At 46.6% G+C, this 19,239-nt stretch carries 12 protein-coding genes; 10 read left to right on the forward strand and 2 right to left on the reverse strand.

What is annotated here, in order from left to right; genetic code table 11:
- Position 1: 1 nt before the first annotated feature.
- The gene (locus tag WC600_04380; GenBank protein MFA4901963.1) at positions 2-1,156 is read left to right on the forward strand and encodes an AAA family ATPase; all 1,155 of its coding nucleotides are present in this window, start codon (positions 2-4) and stop codon (positions 1,154-1,156) included.
- 330 nt (positions 1,157-1,486) lie between these two features.
- Here WC600_04380 and WC600_04385 read toward each other — a convergent pair whose 3' ends face one another.
- Positions 1,487-5,989: a hypothetical protein gene (locus WC600_04385; protein MFA4901964.1), complete on the reverse strand. Its 4,503-nt coding sequence runs from the start codon at positions 5,987-5,989 to the stop codon at positions 1,487-1,489.
- 9 nt (positions 5,990-5,998) lie between these two features.
- Complete coding sequence (locus tag WC600_04390) at positions 5,999-6,403, reverse strand: hypothetical protein (GenBank protein MFA4901965.1); 405 nt, start codon at positions 6,401-6,403, stop codon at positions 5,999-6,001.
- Positions 6,404-7,491: 1,088 nt separating this feature from the next.
- Between WC600_04390 and WC600_04395 the strand changes: the two genes are divergently transcribed.
- The 9 genes from WC600_04395 to WC600_04435 all read left to right on the forward strand — a co-directional run bounded on the left by WC600_04395 (position 7,492) and on the right by WC600_04435 (position 19,234).
- Positions 7,492-9,015: an exosortase C-terminal domain/associated protein EpsI gene (locus WC600_04395; protein MFA4901966.1), complete on the forward strand. Its 1,524-nt coding sequence runs from the start codon at positions 7,492-7,494 to the stop codon at positions 9,013-9,015.
- 162 nt (positions 9,016-9,177) lie between these two features.
- Positions 9,178-10,485, forward strand: coding sequence for a hypothetical protein (locus WC600_04400; protein ID MFA4901967.1), 1,308 nt, complete (start codon positions 9,178-9,180; stop codon positions 10,483-10,485).
- A 47-nt stretch (positions 10,486-10,532) separates the two neighbouring features.
- Entirely contained in the window at positions 10,533-11,492 is a 960-nt protein-coding gene (locus tag WC600_04405) for a glycosyltransferase family 2 protein (protein ID MFA4901968.1), read from the forward strand.
- Complete coding sequence (locus tag WC600_04410) at positions 11,464-12,255, forward strand: class I SAM-dependent methyltransferase (GenBank protein ID MFA4901969.1); 792 nt, start codon at positions 11,464-11,466, stop codon at positions 12,253-12,255. Before WC600_04405 ends, WC600_04410 begins: the two co-directional genes overlap by 29 nt.
- Before the next feature lie 89 nt (positions 12,256-12,344).
- The gene (locus WC600_04415; GenBank protein ID MFA4901970.1) at positions 12,345-15,206 is read left to right on the forward strand and encodes a hypothetical protein; all 2,862 of its coding nucleotides are present in this window, start codon (positions 12,345-12,347) and stop codon (positions 15,204-15,206) included.
- Positions 15,207-15,447: 241 nt separating this feature from the next.
- Entirely contained in the window at positions 15,448-16,755 is a 1,308-nt protein-coding gene (locus WC600_04420) for a flippase (protein ID MFA4901971.1), read from the forward strand.
- On the forward strand, positions 16,742-17,461 hold the full coding sequence (locus tag WC600_04425) for an FkbM family methyltransferase (GenBank protein MFA4901972.1): 720 nt from the start codon (positions 16,742-16,744) through the stop codon (positions 17,459-17,461). The genes WC600_04420 and WC600_04425 overlap by 14 nt, the downstream gene beginning before the upstream one ends.
- A gap of 44 nt (positions 17,462-17,505) precedes the next feature.
- The gene (locus WC600_04430) at positions 17,506-18,405 is read left to right on the forward strand and encodes a glycosyltransferase (protein MFA4901973.1); all 900 of its coding nucleotides are present in this window, start codon (positions 17,506-17,508) and stop codon (positions 18,403-18,405) included.
- Positions 18,377-19,234: an FkbM family methyltransferase gene (locus WC600_04435; GenBank protein ID MFA4901974.1), complete on the forward strand. Its 858-nt coding sequence runs from the start codon at positions 18,377-18,379 to the stop codon at positions 19,232-19,234. The genes WC600_04430 and WC600_04435 overlap by 29 nt, the downstream gene beginning before the upstream one ends.
- Positions 19,235-19,239: the final 5 nt, after the last annotated feature.

A 19,239-nucleotide genomic window follows, 5' to 3' on the forward strand; every position in this document is an offset into this window, starting at 1 on the left:
TATGTACGAAGAATATTACGGACTGAAGGAACGCCCCTTCACCCTGGTACCGGATCCCAGTTATTTGTTCCTGGGGTCCCAGCATAAACTGGCCAGGGCTTACCTGGAATACGGCATCAAGGAACGGATGGGGTTTGTGGTGCTCACAGGAGAAGTGGGCACCGGCAAGACCACCTTGATAAAATCCTTATTACGGGAAAAAGAGGCCAGCCAGAGGGTGGGAGTCCTGTATCAGACTTCAGTGGAAGCTGAAGATCTCCTTGATGTGCTTCTGAAGGAATTTGAGATTCGCAACCCTCTCGGCGCCGGTCGCGCCGCACGTCTCAGTGCCTTTAATCAATTCCTCCTTTCGGCTTACGCCCGCGGTGAACGCGTCGTGCTTCTGGTTGATGAGGCCCAGAACCTGGGCCCCAAGGCCTTGGAGGAGTTGCGCCTTCTGTCAAACTTGCAAACTGAGAAAGAGCCCCTGCTCCAGGTGATCCTGGTGGGGCAACCCGGGCTGAGAGATCGCTTGAGGCACCCGTCCCTCCGGCAACTGGCTCAACGGGTAGCCATTCATTATCATCTCCGACCTTTGGATGAGGATGAAACCAAAGAGTATATTCGGTACCGCCTGGCTCGGGCCGGAGGCAGTGGCATATTTACCGCCTCGGCGTTAGATAAACTCTATGATTATACTCAAGGCGTGCCACGCCGGATCAATGCCTGGTGTGATCTGGCTCTGGTGGCCGGATTCGCCGAGGGCAGACACGAAATTGATGGGGAGTTTATCGACCTGGTTATTACCGCCCAGGGAGGTAGCCTGGAGGATATTGGGGGAGAATCGTCAGAGGAATCGTCGCCGTCTTTGACTCCGGAAGTCACTTCGGAAAGAGTCGAAGCCGTCACTCCCGGTCAGTCCAATGGGCTGCACGCGACCGTGTCCGACTTGTCTGGACGGGTAACTCGATTGGAAGGGTTGGTCTTGGAAATGACCTGCCAGCTGGTTCCGGTGCTAACCAAATTCATGACCTCGCCAATGCGGGCCGAGCCATTCCAGCTTCCGGAAGACTCCGGCGAAGCCCTGGCGCCCGCCCCTGAAGCTTCACTTTCCCCGGAAAGTCTGGCGCAACCCAGAAAAGGGTGGTGGTCCAGGTTTTTAAAATATGGTCAATGATTCTGAATTCAGGAAATCATGATATCTGCACCACACTCCTTTTTCCTACGAAGCATCACACCTAAGAACAAAAAGGGGTGTTGTACCGATTTCTGGCTGAAAAGCATCTCTGTAAGTAATACCCACGATGCGGATTCTGGTCACAAAAGGATAGCGGAGCAATCCAGGGATCTCCTAACGGGGGAAGCCGAATAAAACCGGTAGATCAGCCAAGACCGGAATACGCCGCTCCTATACCAAACCCATAACACCAGCAACTGGAGGGGCCACGCGTCGTGGCCCCTCCAGTTGCTGGTCCGGCGGCACAATAATGCTAACAAACCCTTATGGTTATATGCACAATGATAAACCTGGGGTATCATAAAAAACATTTCCAGCCAAGGCCCCTCCCGTATAATTAGGCCCCAATTCTACAATCCCGCAGATAATGACTGAGGAACCTGCTTTGGGAACCAAAGCTGTTGCCTGAGAAGCGGCCACGTTACCTTTTACCACAGAGGCGGCCCCATTGATGTCCAGGCAAAGGGCTACCTTGCAGTACTCCCCCGCTCCCGTTCTCAAGGCGGTCAAGTCCCAGAGGCCAGCGGGATCAGAAATGGCTTTTTGATACGTCACGCCATTAATTGCCAGCCATCCTGCCACCGTGGATTTCATCTTGCCATTAGTTGTGCCGGCTGCGATGGTGAGGGATGAAAGCAGAATCCCAGGAGACGGTACAGTTGTCCGACTCTGCTCCACAAAAACTCCATTTTGCTCCTTAAAGGTGATGGTCTCTTTTTTAGCAGGATCGGTGGTCGGTCCAAAGTCGCCATTTTTCAAATAGAGGTAACTATACTGCGGGGTCTTAGCTCCGTCTCCGATAACGCATTGTCCGCCACCACCTGCGGTCACTCTGAACCGCATTAGATAAGCTAGAGCATAACTCGATGGATTCCAAGGCAAACCAATTGCATTAAAATTGTTTTCAGCCTTCCAACCAGCTTGCGCGAAAGTCGTGCCGGTTTTTGTCTCACCAACCAAATTCGCATCATCCGTAGTGAGAACATTGTTGGTGATTGCCGTGACTTTGAATTTGCCGTTGTTGCCAGAGTTCAGAATGTTTATCTGGCAGCCCGTTCCAGCCCCACCATAGGTAGTGGTGTGGTTACTGGCTATTGTATAGGAAGTGCCGGCCGACACTAAGCTAACAGCCTTCACCCCACCGCTGCCATCAACGGCGTCAACTCTGACGGTCCCGTCACTACTACTTCCAGCAGTGTTGATGGTTAAGATGTCTCCAACACTGTAACCAGTCCCAGTCGCAGTGGGGGCTCCGGAAACCTTTCTAATTTTTCCAGCAGCGGCAAAACCAGAGGTGATGACGTAATCCCCAACTTTTAGGGGGTATTGGGCTTGTAACCAAGAACTCAACCCAAGCAAGGTAAAAGTTTTTGCGGCGGCATCAACTGTCACACCAGGGTTGGTCGGAAGCAGCGAGAAATAATTTTTCTGCGGCGGATACCATGTGCATACCTGATATCCGGGTTTGTCGAAAATGTTCGCTCCGAGGGTAGTGAGTGTCACCCATTCATACCCATCATAGTATTCGGCCACGATGCCATTGCCGATGGATGGGGTGTTTACCCAAAACTTTACTCCAACTAGAGGATTCAGATCTCCCACATAGAGGCAATCCCCTACAGCCGCAGTGCTTGAAAACGCTGTAAATGACGCCGAGTTGTAATTGTTGGCCGAAAATCCAGCCGCGGTCGTGTAACCATAAACTATCTGTGCTTGCCCTGCTTGACGAGCCGCAAATTGCAAAAAGGTTGTATAAGTATCTCCGAGCATAATTTCCAACTTGCGGCCAGGAGCGATGGAGTTTTCAAACCATTGGTAATTGGTGGTTGCGGTATTCTTGGTCGTAAATTTATCCGCAGTAAGAGCTACTGCTCTATAGGGGAAAGCCCCAGTCAGTAGATATGGGATCGCCCCAACATCTATGCCGATATTATTATAAAATTGCCCAGGGCCGGATGCGGAAAGGCTGGCAGGGTTAAAGATAGCTTTAGTATTAAGAGAAAAATCATTACCGGTTATAATGCTGTCCGTGAATCCCTGCGTGTCAAACGCAGTAGGAGAAGACATTTTGTTACCGATTATGAGGCATTTGTTCAATACCCGGCTGGGAGCATAAATACCAAGTACATCGCCGCCAATTTGGTTGCCAATAATCATCATTCTCACATTCCCAGTGGGGGTTGTGCTAATGGCAGTTCCACACTGTCTTATCCAGTTGCCTTGTACATGATTACAAATGCCGTCATCTAACGTTACGCCGATAGCGCAACATTCAATGATATTGTTTTGTAACATTGCAGAAGATGACCAAACTCCAACACTACCATCTGTATAAACACCAATCATATCTGGACCAGTGATACGACTATTGACAAATTTTGAATCCGAGCAAATATGGACGCCTCCAGCACCTGAACTTGGATTTGCCTCGATATTATCAATGTAGGTCATCATGCCATGGTCGCTGCAATAGATAGCCCAAGCCGATCCACTGCCAACATGCACCCGAGAGATACGCGTATTATTAGACTTCCAATTTCCAGAAGTACCAACTTCGATTGTATTCTGGTAGTCGACATTGCCAGAAATATTAAGATCGTAAATTTGGCAACCTGTGGCACTGTCAATATATATGAACCTTGTGCCGCTTCCTTTTGAGGTGATTAAGGTGCCATTTGCAAGGGCGCTTTGCCAACCCATGCCTACACCCCGCAAGATACTTCCATCTTGCAAATAAAGTGTGCCGTCTACAAAATAATTTCCAGAAGCAAACTGTACGGCCAAATGTGGTCCTACATTCCAACCATCGACTTCAAGATAAATGCCGTTATTGATGGCATGGTTAATAGCTCTGTTATTATTCGTGTAATTCCCCTCACCACCATTAGCAATAGCGCCCCACCATTCCGGTCTCACATAACCCTGAGTACTATTTATGAACTTAACTCCCCAGGCTTCACGCGCAAGGATAGTATCGATATTAAGGTTCAGACTACTACCATTTCCATTTACGAAATTTCCGTCTGGTCCTTTAAGGTTGAATGAGTCTGGTTGGCCTGCAATTAAACTGACAAACCAGTAGTTATGGGAAAGGCCAGTTGTTTTCCAGATTCCACAGCCGTTAGTGGATGCAACAAAAACAAATTCTCCGTCCCGAAAACCATGACCCGGTATAGTTACGACAAGTGGCACCCCACTGGTAAAGGTCCCGCCAGTTACGACTTTGGGGGTGTAATCATAGATGTTATTATCAACGAAGATTTGGTAGTTGCAGTCTTGGACAGTGCCATAAATTGTAAGGCGCACCTGGGAATTAATAATAATCGGCGCTCCCGGCATCACCTGTAAGGTAACACCGGCAGGCAGTGTGCGATTAACAGACAAGGTGCGAGCTGATGCATCGAGACCTGCCGGGACGATGATCGTGGTGCCTGCTGGCGGTATCGCGGCCAGAGCTGCATCCAAGGTGTTATACGGTGCCGGATCGCCTATGGTTTTGTGCGGCTTGCCGGTAATTGTTGACCATGCCGGTATCGCTGAATTCACCCATCCAAGACCCGCTCCCAGCGCTGAGTTTGCGCTTAATACCATGCCGTCAGTCCCCGGGCCAACCTCTATCGGCGTGCCGGAAGCGGAAAATCCGACGAGGCTCCCTTTCCCGGTACCGAGGCTCTTGGGGATTTGCGCGTCATTAGTGACATTGCCCAGGCCCACTTGAGACGGAGTCCCGATAGTGCCAGTGTGGACCGAAGAGCCATGGACCATGGGGGTCCGGGCGTTGGTATTGCGCGGATCGGCATCTGTCACGTAGAGGTTTCCGACCCCGGGGGTGCCGCTGGTCCCGCCCAGAGCTACTTTCTGGTCGACTGTTGGGTCGTTGGCGTTGGAGTGGGTGGGGTAATTGAGGCTCAGCTTGCTTTCAGTTATAGCCGCGGCAGGGGCCACGTCGACGTCCGCCACCAGCATGGCAGTGGAGTCTTCAACGCCAGCGGTCACGTGACGGAAGCCGCTACCGGTCGGCGGGGTTCCGCTCGAGGGATCGCCCCATGAGACCGCGCTGCCGTCGGAGGTCAGGAACTTGCCATTCTTCCCGGTCTGGTCTGGAAGCACCTGGGCTGCGGTAACATTGTGGGGATTGACGGTGCTGCTGATGTGCGACTGAATATTGGCGTTAGCCGGCTCCTTGCTGTTCAAAGCCGTTTGTAAGTCCCCCTGGGTACTGAGGGTCCCCGCAATGCTGCCCCATGCGGCAGTCCCTGCCGGGGCATCCTTCCAGGCCACTCCTGCCGGCTGGGTGGCATCCGCCGTGAGGACTTTGGTATCGGCCCCTACCGGAACTTCCACCGGCGTGGCGGAACCAGAAAAGGCAATAAGGCTCCCTTTACTAGTGCCGACACTTTTGGGAATCTGGGCCTCATCGGTAACACTACCTAAACCGATCTCAGTTTTAGTCGTCCCATGCGGATTCCCGGGGGTGGCAATATGTGCCTGAATATTGGTATTGGCTGGCTCTTTGCCGTTTAAGGCATTCACCAGGTCAGTCTGATTGTTGAGGTTCCCCAAAATGCCGCCCCAGTTGCTTGAACCACTCGAACCAGTTCCGGCTACCCATTTAAATCCAGAGGGATGCGATGAGTCAGCCGTTAACACGGTCCCATCCACCCCTACCGATACCGTGTCCAATTGACCGTCATCCTTAGCTGTCGCAAGGTCACCTTTCTTCTTCAAACAAATTTTTAGACTGGAATTTTTTACTATTGAAGGAATTTCCATGCTATCACCTCAGCTTCCAAATTTATAAAACGGGGTAACGTTTACCTTCACCGTTCCACTTTGGCTAATTACCTTGAATTGAGAAACACTTGCTCCTACCAGATGCCAATAGTCCCCGTCGTTTAAGACATCACCGTCGGTCGCAGTGGGATCGCCCCCCTGATCATCGCGGAACCTTACCGCTCCACCATCGACAAACACTCGGGCAACTTCCATGGTCCATCCCGTCAGAAGACCTGTTGTTGGCTTAATCTGTTCGGAAGTAAGGCTTTGGATGACGTCGCCGACATCCAACTGGATCCTGTCACCAACTTTTAGATTTTCAAAGTCCACGATCTGCACCTCTCTTAAAGAAATTTTAGGCTGCTCGGTTGGCTGTTTGGCCCTGGCAAATCCGCCAGCAGACTGAGCCAATTGTTTTGCGCCTCAGGTCTCTTGGAGTCCAGCTCTGCTTTGCTCGGCCTGTATACTGCAGGCCTTGCCGACCCCTCTAAGCCAGCCGAAAGCGCGGAGTCCACGCGGCTCCCGTTGGCTGCTTGGATTTTAAGTTTCGGCCTTATCTGACCGGCTTGCAGATTAGTCCCCTGCCGGCCACTCTGACGCCTGGTTGCCGTCGGCAGATTTGGGAACCCGCGTCATGTGTCACCTTCCTCAATCAAATTTGGCATTACTCAGCCCACCTTGGCTCTTATTGATTGAAGGTAACCTTATTAAAAATGCTTTTATTTTTCAAAAACATATAGGACAGATGACGGCCATTCGTTAAAACTTGGGAACATTCAGCGGGCAGGCTCAATAAGGCGGACGATGCTCTTTGCCCCTCCCGGGGGCATGACATGCACTATTTAGTTGTCTCTTACGCATTAGTTAACTAGAATGGGGGATAGCTGACGTTGTTAGAGGCACGTCTTCGCAATTATCTATTTTATCAACACGTTGCTTAGATTAGTTTGCCATATTATAAATTTTTCTATAATATATTGTAGATATTAATTATTAAATGTTTTATTATAACAAAGCCTGGATTGGCTTCGACAAGACATGAGTGCAAGTGGACAAAATGTTTAATTTCTGAAACTTAGCGATTAAATGTTCACATAATTTTTCATTCTATGAAACCTCCTGCAGTTAGCCAATCGTGGGTTATCTGAAATAATTTAATATTTTAACTAGTTATATACATGGCCTTAAAATTGCAAACTCAATGTTGAGTCTGCCTAAGCTGACTCGGTGTGAATTCAATGAGCTACACCTTCGAGGTCCTGAGAGAGCCTCGGCTGGGGAGTTAGCCCAACCATAAAGAGCTGTGTTATGGCAATGACTTAGGTCAGGCCGGTTGTCTGGACAGGTCCACCAGGAGTTCTGAACGCCTTACGATAAGCTTGGTGGTCAATATATCAACCTCAAAACCTGGCACTGCAAACGTGGTTTCCGGTGTCGGCTTTCACAATTATTTTCGCTATTATTAACTACTTGACCTAAATTGACGATTCTCAGACCATATGAAATCAGAAACTAACTCCATATCAAATTTTTATTTGGGCGCCGGGGTGATCTTGGCCCTGGGGGTTTGTGTTCTCTATTGGCCGGTCTTGGTCAAACTCGCGCAAGAATTGGCTACCGACGAAGACTTTTCGTACGGCTTGCTCCTGCCCTTTGTGAGCGCTTACCTGGTCTACTTAAAATGGCCGGAACTTAGGCGCACTCCCTGGCAGCCCAACTGGCTGGGGTTAGTGATCATGGCGCTGGGGCTCGGCCTATTCTTGGCCGGCAAACTTGCCGCAGAGTATTATAGCACCCGGGTTTCCTTCCCTATTTTTATCTCCGGGATTCTGCTCCTCACCGGAGGGTGGAAAATCTTGCGCCTCTTGGCCTTTCCGCTTCTCCTCTTAATACTCATGTTGCCCCTTCCAGGCATTATCATGGGCGCCTTAACCCTCCCGTTGCAATTAATTTCCTCGCGCCTGGCCGCCATATTTTTGCGAGCCTTAGGTTACCCCTTGCTCCTGCAAGGCAATGTCATCGACCTGGGGGTGAGGCAACTCCAGGTGGTGGCCGCCTGCAGCGGCTTACGCTATATCCTTTCCCTCCTGGCCCTGGGAGTTATCTATTGCTATTTTTATCAACGGCGGCTCTGGAAAGGCGCCCTCCTGCTTATCTCCCTGATCCCTGCCGCCATTCTGGCCAACGCCTTGCGGGTAGCGGCCATGGGGGTCTATCCCGCCTTACAGGAAGGGTTTTTGCATAGTTTCAGCGGCTGGCTGATCTTCATCTTTTGTTTCGGGTTTTTGGCCCTGCTCAACTGGTTCCTCAATTATCTGGAGCCCTCGACCGAAGCTGCGCCTGCTGAAACTGCGCCTGTCAAAGACGAAGGACCGCCATCACGCGTTCCTGCTTCTTACCTGCCGTTTTTGATTGCCGGCCTGGCTATGATAGTTCTCGGCAGTACTCTCATATATACCGTCGGTTCACCCCAGCGGGTGCCTTTGCTCCAGAGTTTTGACCACTTCCCTCTCCACGTGGGTCCCTGGCAAGGCCAACGGACCTACATGGATCCCCAAATATTCGAGAAGACCGACGCCGACTCATACCTTAATGCGGATTTTTCTTCTCCGAAAAAGGAACCTGTTTCCCTCTATATCGCCCATTATGAGACCCAGGTGAGTGCGGGAGGTTTAGGTCATAATCCTGGCAATTGCATGACCGGAACCGGCTGGAAGACCTTAGAATCCGGCACTACTCAGATTGCTCCTAATTTGCCGGTAAACTATTTGCTCTTGGACAGGCAAGGAGCCCGCCTTCTGGTCTACTACTGGAACATTCAGCAAGGTCAATGGGGGGCTCTGAGTTCGGCCAGAGTATATAAATTGCACACCATTATTAATGGGTTACGGCGGCATCGGTCGGATTGGGCCCTCGTTCGCCTCATCACCCCCGTAAACAATGATGAACAAGCGGCTCGCGACCGGCTGGCTGCCTTTGGACAACAGATCGTTCCCTTACTGCCTCAATTCATCCGGCAGTAAACCAACCGGCGACGCTTCTAATTAAAAACAATCATATTTCTCATAACTATTAAGTGATAGAAACGTCTAAAATCAGAGTAGCATCTCGAGGGGTCTGTTCTCAGGCAAACTAAAACCAACCGGGAACAAAAGAATTTTCGACGGATTTCTGGAGGTTACGTTATGAAGGGTAGGGCTGGTGTTGGCAATGATGTTTTGCCGGAAATCCGACCATTATTGGATACACCATTATTTATTTCATTAGTGATATTTTCTTTAATCTTGGCAATCGCCTGGCAATATATTTATGATTATCACATTGATAGTTTTTTTTATAATGCGTTGGCCAAAGGAGAAGCCGTTAAGAAACCTTTCTCCGGAAGGATTTTCTATCCAACAATTGCTCATCTGTTACAAAGATTAAGTGGATTATCATTGGATCATGCATTTGTTTTAGCTAATAGCATTGGCTTGCTTATGTTATTATTAACGGTCACTGCAATTATAAAATCAATCACTTCTTATGCGGTAATTGCCATCCCCCTTTTATTTACGCCTTTTTTAATTCGGTCTTTATCGTTGGTATTTTTGCCCGACCTCTTTTCCGCAGGGCTCACGGGGTTATTCTTTTATTTACTCTATCGGTCTTACTTCTGGCCCAGCCTGTCAATCTTGCTCCTGATATATCTCGCTCGCGAGAACGCCATTTTCCTCTGCCTGTCTTTGGCGGCAATGGGCCTCTGCAAATACCGACTGCGATGGGCTGTGGCCGGCATTGCGGTTTTGCTCATGGGCATAGTTATTACATCCTGGGCTGGGCGGCATGGCCTACCTCAAGAGTATCAGATGAATTTTCTGCTGTATCTGGCGCTCAAGCTCCCGAAAAATCTCCTCTACAATCTTTCTGGCATATTGATTTGGACCAATGTTTATCCCGATGTGGGTCATCCCTACTTCTTAATTACGCTCCCCGGCTGGCTGCCTTTGGGTAAACTCCATACCATCGGGATTACCCCCATGCAACCTCTGGTCACCTTAAACACTATCATGCTCCTACTTACGACTTTTGGGGTTGCTCCTTCACTGCTCGGGCTGGAATTGGCGAAACATTGGAAACAGATTTTTGCGGAAGACCAATTTTGGCTACAAGTCGCCATCATCTATGGGGTCAGTTCCTTCCTGGTCGGGATCGCGGTATCCTATGACGTTATAAGATTGCTTGGCTATGCTTTCCCGGCGTTCTGGTTAGCACTGCCCGCTCTCTTGCTGAGGTATTCCACCTTCAGCCTGAGTTCATTGGCAAAATTACTTTGCTATCAGGTAGTTGCGTGTTGGCTCCCCTGGATTTTGGGGATTCCCTGGTTCGTGGACAAGGTCGCTATGGACTCGCCCATACCTTTTTTGGTTGCGATTTTCGGCAGTATGATTCTCCATTTTTTGGCGGTCAGAACTGTAAATCATCGTCGTCAGGAGAGTTTGAATTTCGCCTGATTAACAACAATTAATTGTAAGCCTATTGTTAATGGAGTTTAAGGCGTATGTCTGCTGTAAAACCAATTGATTTATCAATAGTCGCTCCGATGTATAATGAAGAGTCGAATATTGATTATTTTTTTGATACTCTCATTCCAGTTCTAACCCGCTTAAATTTGGAATATGAGATCATCTGCATAAATGACGGTAGCAAAGATTGTACTTTAGAAAAGCTTCTCAACTATCATCAGAATAATCCTCAGATTAAAATTATTAACTTTTCTCGCAACTTTGGTAAAGAAGTTGCCATGACCGCCGGTTTGCACCATTCCAGCGGCCAGGCGATTATTCCCATAGATACTGACTTGCAAGATCCACCGGAATTAATTACAGAATTGGTAGAGAAATGGCGAGAGGGTTATGATGTGGTCTATGCTGTGCGGAGGCAGCGACTGGGGGAGAGTTCGTTCAAGCGCTTCACCGCCAACGCTTTCTACCGGTTCATCAACGCTATCAGTGATACCCCTATACCCAGAGATACCGGGGACTTTCGTCTCTTTGACCGTAAGGTGGTGAAAGAATTAAACCGGATACCCGAGCGGACTCGATTCATGAAGGGGCTGTTTGCCTGGGTCGGATTCAAGCAGGTGGGGATCGAATATGACCGGCAGCCAAGGTACCGGGGTAAAACGAAGTGGAATTACTGGAAACTTTGGAACTTTGCTTTAGATGGCATAACCTTATTTAGCACAATCCCACTTAAATTATGGAGTTACATAGGGATAATCATTTCATTATTGTCTTTCGGTTATGGATCGTTTTTAATTTTGCGAACCATAATTCTTGGGAAAGATGTTCCTGGTTATGCTTCTATCATGGTTGCGGTTTTATTCCTCGGTGGCTTGCAGCTTATCAGTTTGGGGATCATCGGGGAATATCTCGGGCGGATTTATGCCGAAACCAAGAGAAGACCACTTTATATAATCAATGAATTATATGGGCTTGAGAGAAAAGCCGAAGCTTAATAAAATTATGGAAGAAGCAATTTATCATAAAAACGCTGCTTACGAAGATCGCCATTGGTGGTTTTTAGGCCGTCGATCTATCATAAAGAAGGTTCTTGATGATTTATCACTTCCCAATAAAGCGAGAATCTTGGAAGTAGGGTGTGGGACCGGTGGTAATTTGTCGCTTTTATCGCAATATGGCGAAGTTTTTGGTGTAGAATTAGATGCATTTGCCCGAAATGTTGCCTTGAATCGACATATCGGGTCTATCCTCCCGGGTAGCCTGCCGCATGATATACCTTATCAAGATGATCTCTTTGACCTTATCGTGCTCCTGGATGTCTTAGAACATGTGGAGGAAGATGGCCTGTCTGTAGCGCAACTTTTTAAGAAGCAAAACCCCGGAGGCTATCTATTGATTACCGTGCCGGCATTCCCCGCCTTGTGGAGCGCTCATGATGAATCACATCACCATAAACGCAGATATATCTTTAAAACGTTAGTCCCTATCCTAAATGAAGCTCATTATAATATAGTATTTCATAGTTATATGAACACTATACTTTTTCCGATAATAGCCTCATTAAGAATGATAAAACGCTCCCATGGCAGTGATGATTTATTCATGCCACCGAATATATTAAATAATTTATTGTATAAAATATTTGCCATAGAACGTCATTTACTAAATTTAGTATCGCTCCCTTTTGGGACATCTTTACTTGTTTTGGCACGACGAGGATTCAAACCTCAGCCAGAAGAAGTGAAGACCGGGATTTAATTCCTCTACGAGTCAATGGGTTAGGAAAATCTGGTGGCGAGTTGCCCCCAATAAGTCCGTGATCTATGGAATTTGAAACAAAGGAACGCATGAAAACTTACCGGGAAACAATTGACAAGGCGCTGGTCTCAATAATATTGACCTGTGCTCTATTGCTTATTTCTCCGGTACATATAGTTCATGACTTCCAAAATATTTTTGCTCAAGCTGCTGACAATTTCGAAGGTTCAAATGAGACACCTCGGGCTTTTTCCTCAATGGAGCCTTTGCCTGAGCCCCCAACCGCATTGGTTAATAAACTTGATCTTTTTAAGTTGTTCGCAAAGTTACCTGAAGGCCCCCGATTTAAGAGCCAAAAAACGTTGGAGACACAGCTTCCTCCTCCTGCCGCTAAGATATCTGAACCGCCTCGGGTTGAGCCTCCAAGTTCCCACGATACGCCATCCAAAACCTCAGGTCTGGTAGATGTTCGCACTTATGGTTTTACTGAAGCAGCTATTAAGAAGGCTATTGATACTAATCAGGGGAAATGCACCCTGTATTTCTCTTCAGGCACCTGGCGCGTCGGTAGTAATTTGAATATTCCTGAGCGTGTGGCGATAAAAATCGAAAACGGGGCTACGCTTTCTATCGCACCGGGAGCGACTCTTTTAATTAATGGACCCCTGGTCGATTGTCTATGGCAGATTTTTAATGACGAAAATACTGATCTGACCAAAGGGGTTAAACTGGCCCGTCACTCCGTTACCTATGTGCGCCCCGAATGGTGGGGCCTGAAAAGTGCAAATAATATAGCCAATGCTAATGGTGCGGCCAACTGGAAGGCTCTGACCAAGGCGCTCAATTGCAGCACTACAGCCAAGGCCGAAATAACCGTGCTGTTTAGTCCGGGGCAATTCTTTTTTAATGACACTATTAAACTTACCCCACATTGCCATCTCAAGGGGCAGAATAATTTCTCAAGTTCGGGTTACGAAGGGACAAGGTTGCAGTTGGTCAGTGGCACCAACAAATATTTTTTTGAAGGGGACCACATTGACGGCCCGGTGCTGGAGAACCTCTTTATATCTGGAGGGTACAATGATGCCGACTGCATCTATATTCACGGCGGGCACTACGGGGAGATTAAGAACTGTTTCTTGCAGGGTACAGGGTTAGGTAAAACCCGCTATGCCATTAAAATGGCCCCACAAAACCAAATGGCGGTCGAAAATTGCCGAATATTAGCCGGCAACGGGATCTATGGGGGCAATATGGACGGGTGGATCAGGAGTTGCGAAATCCGCGGACCGGGATATGGCTCCAGCAATGTGGGGATCAAGGCGGTAGAAAGCCCTCTCATCCAAGACTGCATCATCTACGGATTTGCCCGAGGCATTGACGCTGGTAGACTGATGCTTATCTATGGCAACCGCATAGACCAGTGTACTATCTGCATCGGCAGCGGGAAAGAGAATATCTTGAGCGGTGTGCCATACACCGTGCCGGCAAGCCCGCCGTATACCTTGACCGTGGAACCCCACGATTGGGCCTTCAAGGACTATGGAGTGATGCGGCAAAAAGATTTCTTCACCGACGACAGTATCCATTTGACCAGGGTCCCCGCCAATCCTGGGCCTGGGCAATACACGGTGAAGGATGCCCCTTATGGAGGAACTTATTCCTTTAATAAAGCTGAAGCGGGAAAGAAACTTTGGTTCAATTATCGCCATAGCATTGAGTCCGGAGGAGCAACCTTAAGCGCGCAAATTATCGGCAATCGGATGGGCACCGCAATTATCGTTATCGATGCAGCCGTAGGTTCTCCCACCATTATAGGTAATATTTTGGGGTCAAGCAGAAGTGGGGGCAACGGCTGCGCCGTTTCCTTTCGCGGCTCCGGTGGCCTGCTGGCCTATAATAAATTTTTGAATAACGACCGTAATCTCTGGTGCGATACGACCCGAGTTCCTTTGGAATGCCACGACAACTTGGGGATTGATCGAGCCACGGACTCCGGCACCGTGTCGTCACTAATTTCTGGCGATATGCCAGAAGTTTATGCTGGCGATCTATGGGAAACCCAAAACAGCTCTCCCACCAACATTACTGCCATCAAATCCGCAGCGGAAGGGCACAAGATCACTCTTATCGTAGATAAAAACACCACGCTGCAGAAATATTGGGAGCCCTCGGACATCTATCTCACTTCTGATAATAATGCAACTTTCCGGACAACTGCCGGGAACAACCACAACTTTAGTGGCCAAAAAGATTTCAGCTATTTCCAGGGTCCTAAGGATGATGAAATCATTTATTTCGGAGACTACACCAGGTTTAACAGCCTCCTGTTTCATATCAAGGATAAGGTGGCTGCCAAAACCCTGGCGTTTAACTGGGAATATGGCACTCAGTGGGGCTGGATTCCCACCATGGAGCAGGTTCAAACGTGGAAGCCCGATACTCTTTATCCTGCCGGCAGCGTAGTTAAACCCGGTTCGGGAACCACTCCTCTGGTGTACATCAGTCAAAAGCGCGGTACATCGGGTCGAACGGAACCCAATTGGAAAAAGGTTGCCCAAGGTGAGTATGATCTATATGCCATTATCTCCGACCTTGAAATAGGCTGGCGCCCGTTTTATCCCCTCAAAGTGGCCAACTCGGATGCTTTGCAGGCCAGTGGGCCCGGTACGGTGGAAGTATTGTTGACCCCACCGCCCTCGACCTGCTGGATACCGGTAAACCCTAAAGATGTTACCGGCAGCACCTTTCCCGGTGGCACAAAATTCTGGTTGCGGTGCCGGTTGAGCGGGGTGACCGGAGGAACCAATGGCGGGAGCAACGACGCCCATGCCATCAAGAAATGCAATATTCGGCTGGCCACTGAAACCTTCAATCCGCCACTCAAGGCCATTTTGAATCTTATTTATCATAACCACTCTTGGCTTGAGGTCGGCAGAAGGTTGCTGTAATGGGATCAGTATTGTCCTGCGACGGTGGTTTTGCGAGCAGAGGTCTTCCGTTCTCCATAGGCTTGTGGGGCTCGATAATGGTTTGGTGCCTGTTCCATTTCTTTTTTGCTGATACTTCCTCCCTTTCTGAGAGGCATCTCATGGCCAAAGGGCTCACCCGGCGTCCCACCTTTGCCAATATCATCCAAGGATTAGCGACTTTGGCCTTAACCTTGATACTGACGCCAATTGGGGGCTTCCTATGTTAGACTTTCGCTCCCAGGGCTTTAAACGATACTTTTTCAATACCGCATGGATAGCAGCAGAAAATGTTATCCGTATGGCCGTGATCCTCATTGTAGCGGTGGCAGTGGCCAGGTATCTAGAGCCGGAGCGATATGGGCTTTTGAGTTATGCCGTGAGCTTTGCCGCGATTTTTTCCGTCTTTGCATCCCTGGGCTTAGATACAATTGTTATTCGCAATCTGGTTCAGGACCCTGCAGGCAGAGATAGATTGATAGGCACTGCCTTCTGCCTCAAGATCATTGGCGCCGGGCTGGTTCTCATCATGGTCTTTGGGGCATTGCAGCTGACCTCTAATGATCGCTTTACCAAAATCCTGGTCTTAATCATTGCCGCAGGGTCGGTTTTTCAATCCTTTGGAGTTATTGACTGCTATTTCAAATCCCAGGTTCTGGCTCGATTTATAACCTTATCTCGGCTCTGTTCTTTATTGATCACTTCGGCTGTAAAGTTCCTTCTTATCATTCTCAAGGCGCCCCTTATTTGGTTTGCCTGCGTAACTTTACTAGAAACTATTTTGATAGCTTTATTCTATGTGATTGTTTATCACCTGCAGGGGTTAAAAATATCTCCGTGGCGATTTGACCGACAAACAGCCTTTAAACTTTTAAAAGATTCGTGGCCTCTCATTCTTTCCAGTCTTGCAATCATGGTTTATATGCGTATTGACCAAATTATGATTAAGTCGATGCTCAACAATGAGGCCGTGGGAAATTATGCTGTCGCCGTCCGTCTTTCCGAGGCCTGGTATTTTATTCCTACGGCCATCAGCAGTTCTCTCTTACCCGCACTCCAAAAGGCCAAACAAATTAGTCAAGAGGTTTATCTTCACAGATTCCAGGTATTTTTTAATCTCATGACCTGGATGGCTATCGCCATTGCCTTGCCTACCACATTATTTTCCGGATACATAATAAATATCCTTTTGGGACCACAGTATAGTACGGCAGGTGGGGTTCTTGCGATAAACATTTGGGCGGGTATTTTTGTATTCTTGGGTGTGGCCAGCTCTAATTTCTTATTGGTGGAAAATTTAACTAAAACAGATTTTATGCGAACATTCATTGGATGTATCGTAAATGTAGGCTTAAATTTTTGGTGGATACCTAAATTTGGGATAAATGGGGCGGCGTGGGCTACGCTTCTCTCCTATGCTGTTGCTATTTTTTCTTTAATATTTGACTCCAGAACAAAACACTGTTTTATTATGATGGTTAAATCCTTTATCCCTACGAAAGGAGTGTGGCTACAAAATGATATCAATTAAGTATTTAATGAAAAGAGTCTTTCCTAATAACGTTATAAGCTGGTTAGGAAATATAAATAATAAATATTTTGATGGATATGCCTTAAAATCTTATTCGCAGGAAGGGGAGGATATGATCTTAAGACGACTATTTGACAACCAGAAAACCGGTTTCTATGTGGACGTAGGTGCACATCATCCCAAACGTTTTTCTAATACTTATTATTTTTATAAACGAGGTTGGAAAGGGATAAATATTGACGCAATGCCAGGTAGTATGAAGTTATTCAATAGGGTTAGACCAAACGATATAAATATTGAAAAAGCTATTTCAGACCGTAAAGAAGTTTTGACATATCATATGTTTAAAGACCCCGCAGTAAATACTTTTAATAAAAAACTCAGCGAAGAATCGGTTCTTATAAATAAGCGATCTATAATTACAGAACTGGAAATAGAGGCAGTTCCTTTAAAAAATATACTAGACAAATACCTTCCACCTAACCAAGCCATAGATTTTATCTCGATAGATGTGGAAGGTTTGGACATTAAGGTACTAAATTCAAATGATTGGCATAAATATCGCCCTCGCATTGTACTTGTGGAAGATTTAGATTTAACACTAAGTGACTTAGTAAGCAATGATATCTATAAGTTTTTAAGCTCAATTAATTATAAACTAATTGCAAAAACGGTGAATACATTAATTTATGAAACTGAATTTTAGGCTACGTAACGAATACTAACATAATTAATTTGGCTGGAGGTTTCATGGCATTCGCTCCCATTACATTGTTTGTTTACAATCGCCCCTGGCATACCTATAAGACAGTGGAAGCCTTGAAAAGGAATGTCCATGCGGACCAAAGCGAGCTTTTCGTATTTTCAGATGGCTCTAAGAATGATGCAGCAGCAATAAAAGTATTAAAAGTAAGGAATTATCTAAAAAGAATAACGGGGTTCAAAAAGGTAACCATCATAGAGAGAAATAGTAATTTTGGTCTGGCAAAGTCTATCATTAGTGGCGTTACCGAAGTTGTAGATTCTTATGGGAAAATTATTGTCTTGGAGGATGATCTTATAACGTCTCCATATTTTCTTAAATTTATGAATGATGGTCTGGAATTATATCAGGACTCAGATAAGGTTATTTCGCTCGGTGGCTATATGCATCCATTAGATAATTTGCCCGAAATATTCTTTTTACCAGGAACATATTGGTGGGGCTGGGGAACCTGGAAACGAGGGTGGAATCTGTTTGAACCAGATGGCAGCAAATTATTGCAGGAGTTGAAGGAAAGAAACCTCGAACAGAAATTTAATATGAATATGGCTGGTGGTTGCTTGGGGATGCTAGAAAGTCAAGTAGCAGGGAGGAATGATTCGTGGGACATCAGATGGCAAGCCGCCGCTTTTGTGAATAATAAGGTAAGTCTTTTTCCTGGAACTTCGTTAGTTTATAACATAGGAACTGATGGCACTGGAATTCATTCTGGGAAAAGTAGTCAATTTTATACGAAATTATCGAAACTGCCGATTTCCGTTAAGGATATACCAGTCATCGAAAATAGTTATATTCTCAATGAGATTATAAACTATTTATTAGCCAAAAGTAGTATTAAAGATAAAATCTTTCGAAGTATTGTTAAATATTATCGAAAGTATTGTTGATTATAAAATAAAATCAAATATCAAATATCAAATGGCCATGATAACTAAAAAAATAATCAAAAAAATAGGATTAAACGTTCACCTGCTGCATGACCGGGCTTATTCTTACTGGAAAGTCCGCGAAGCCGGGTTGGCTTTAAGAGAACCATTAACCGCCCAGGAGCGCCCATTTTTTCTCCAATTTTATCCTTATTTGCAGGGAAATAATTTGGTGGTTTTTGATATCGGAGCCAGCACCGGAACTTTGTGCGGCTGTCTCGCCAAAATCTCAACAGTTTCGCGCGTTGATGCTTTCGAGCCAATTCCCTCGGTTTTTAAAAGGCTATCTGAAAGAGTGGAGAGGTATCCGCAGGTTGTTTGTCACAACGTGGGCTTAGGGGATTCCAACAGCAAAATGGAAATGCTTATTATGGACCAGGACCTGGCCACGAGTTCTTTTTTAACGATGGATGAAATTCACAAGCAAGAATTTTCGGGTGCATGTGAGTCCCATAAAGAAACCTTAACGGTAGTTAAACTGGATGATTATGTATTGGAAAATAATTTGCCAGTTCCGCATCTAGTTAAAATGGATGTGCAAGGTTTCGAAGAAAAAGTTATCGAGGGTGGAATTGCGACTATTTGTAAGGCGAAATTATGTTCACTGGAGATGAGCCTTGAGCAACTTTATATAGGAAGTCCTTTATTTGATGATATTTACCAATTAATGAAAAAATTAGGATTTAGATTGATAGGTCTAGATAGTTTACTTAAAGGCAAGTCTGGTAAGACATTAGTAGTTGATGGCATATTTCAAAACGAAGAACTAATTAATAATTCTGGGTTATAAAGCGA

The sequence above is a fragment of the Desulfobaccales bacterium genome (assembly GCA_041648175.1).
Taxonomy (GTDB): Bacteria; Desulfobacterota; Desulfobaccia; order Desulfobaccales; family 0-14-0-80-60-11; genus 0-14-0-80-60-11.

Excerpts from the sequence above, each read along its gene's own strand:
- WC600_04385 (MFA4901964.1), bottom strand. The coding sequence starts at position 5,989 with ATGGAAATTCCTTCAATAGTAAAAAATTCCAGTCTAAAAATTTGTTTG.
- WC600_04400 (MFA4901967.1), top strand. The coding sequence starts at position 9,178 with ATGAAGGGTAGGGCTGGTGTTGGCAATGATGTTTTGCCGGAAATCCGA.
- WC600_04425 (MFA4901972.1), top strand. The coding sequence starts at position 16,742 with ATGATATCAATTAAGTATTTAATGAAAAGAGTCTTTCCTAATAACGTT.
- WC600_04420 (MFA4901971.1), top strand. The coding sequence starts at position 15,448 with ATGTTAGACTTTCGCTCCCAGGGCTTTAAACGATACTTTTTCAATACC.
- WC600_04405 (MFA4901968.1), top strand. The coding sequence starts at position 10,533 with ATGTCTGCTGTAAAACCAATTGATTTATCAATAGTCGCTCCGATGTAT.
- WC600_04410 (MFA4901969.1), top strand. The coding sequence starts at position 11,464 with ATGGGCTTGAGAGAAAAGCCGAAGCTTAATAAAATTATGGAAGAAGCA.
- WC600_04430 (MFA4901973.1), top strand. The coding sequence starts at position 17,506 with ATGGCATTCGCTCCCATTACATTGTTTGTTTACAATCGCCCCTGGCAT.
- WC600_04395 (MFA4901966.1), top strand. The coding sequence starts at position 7,492 with ATGAAATCAGAAACTAACTCCATATCAAATTTTTATTTGGGCGCCGGG.
- WC600_04415 (MFA4901970.1), top strand. The coding sequence starts at position 12,345 with ATGAAAACTTACCGGGAAACAATTGACAAGGCGCTGGTCTCAATAATA.
- WC600_04380 (MFA4901963.1), top strand. The coding sequence starts at position 2 with ATGTACGAAGAATATTACGGACTGAAGGAACGCCCCTTCACCCTGGTA.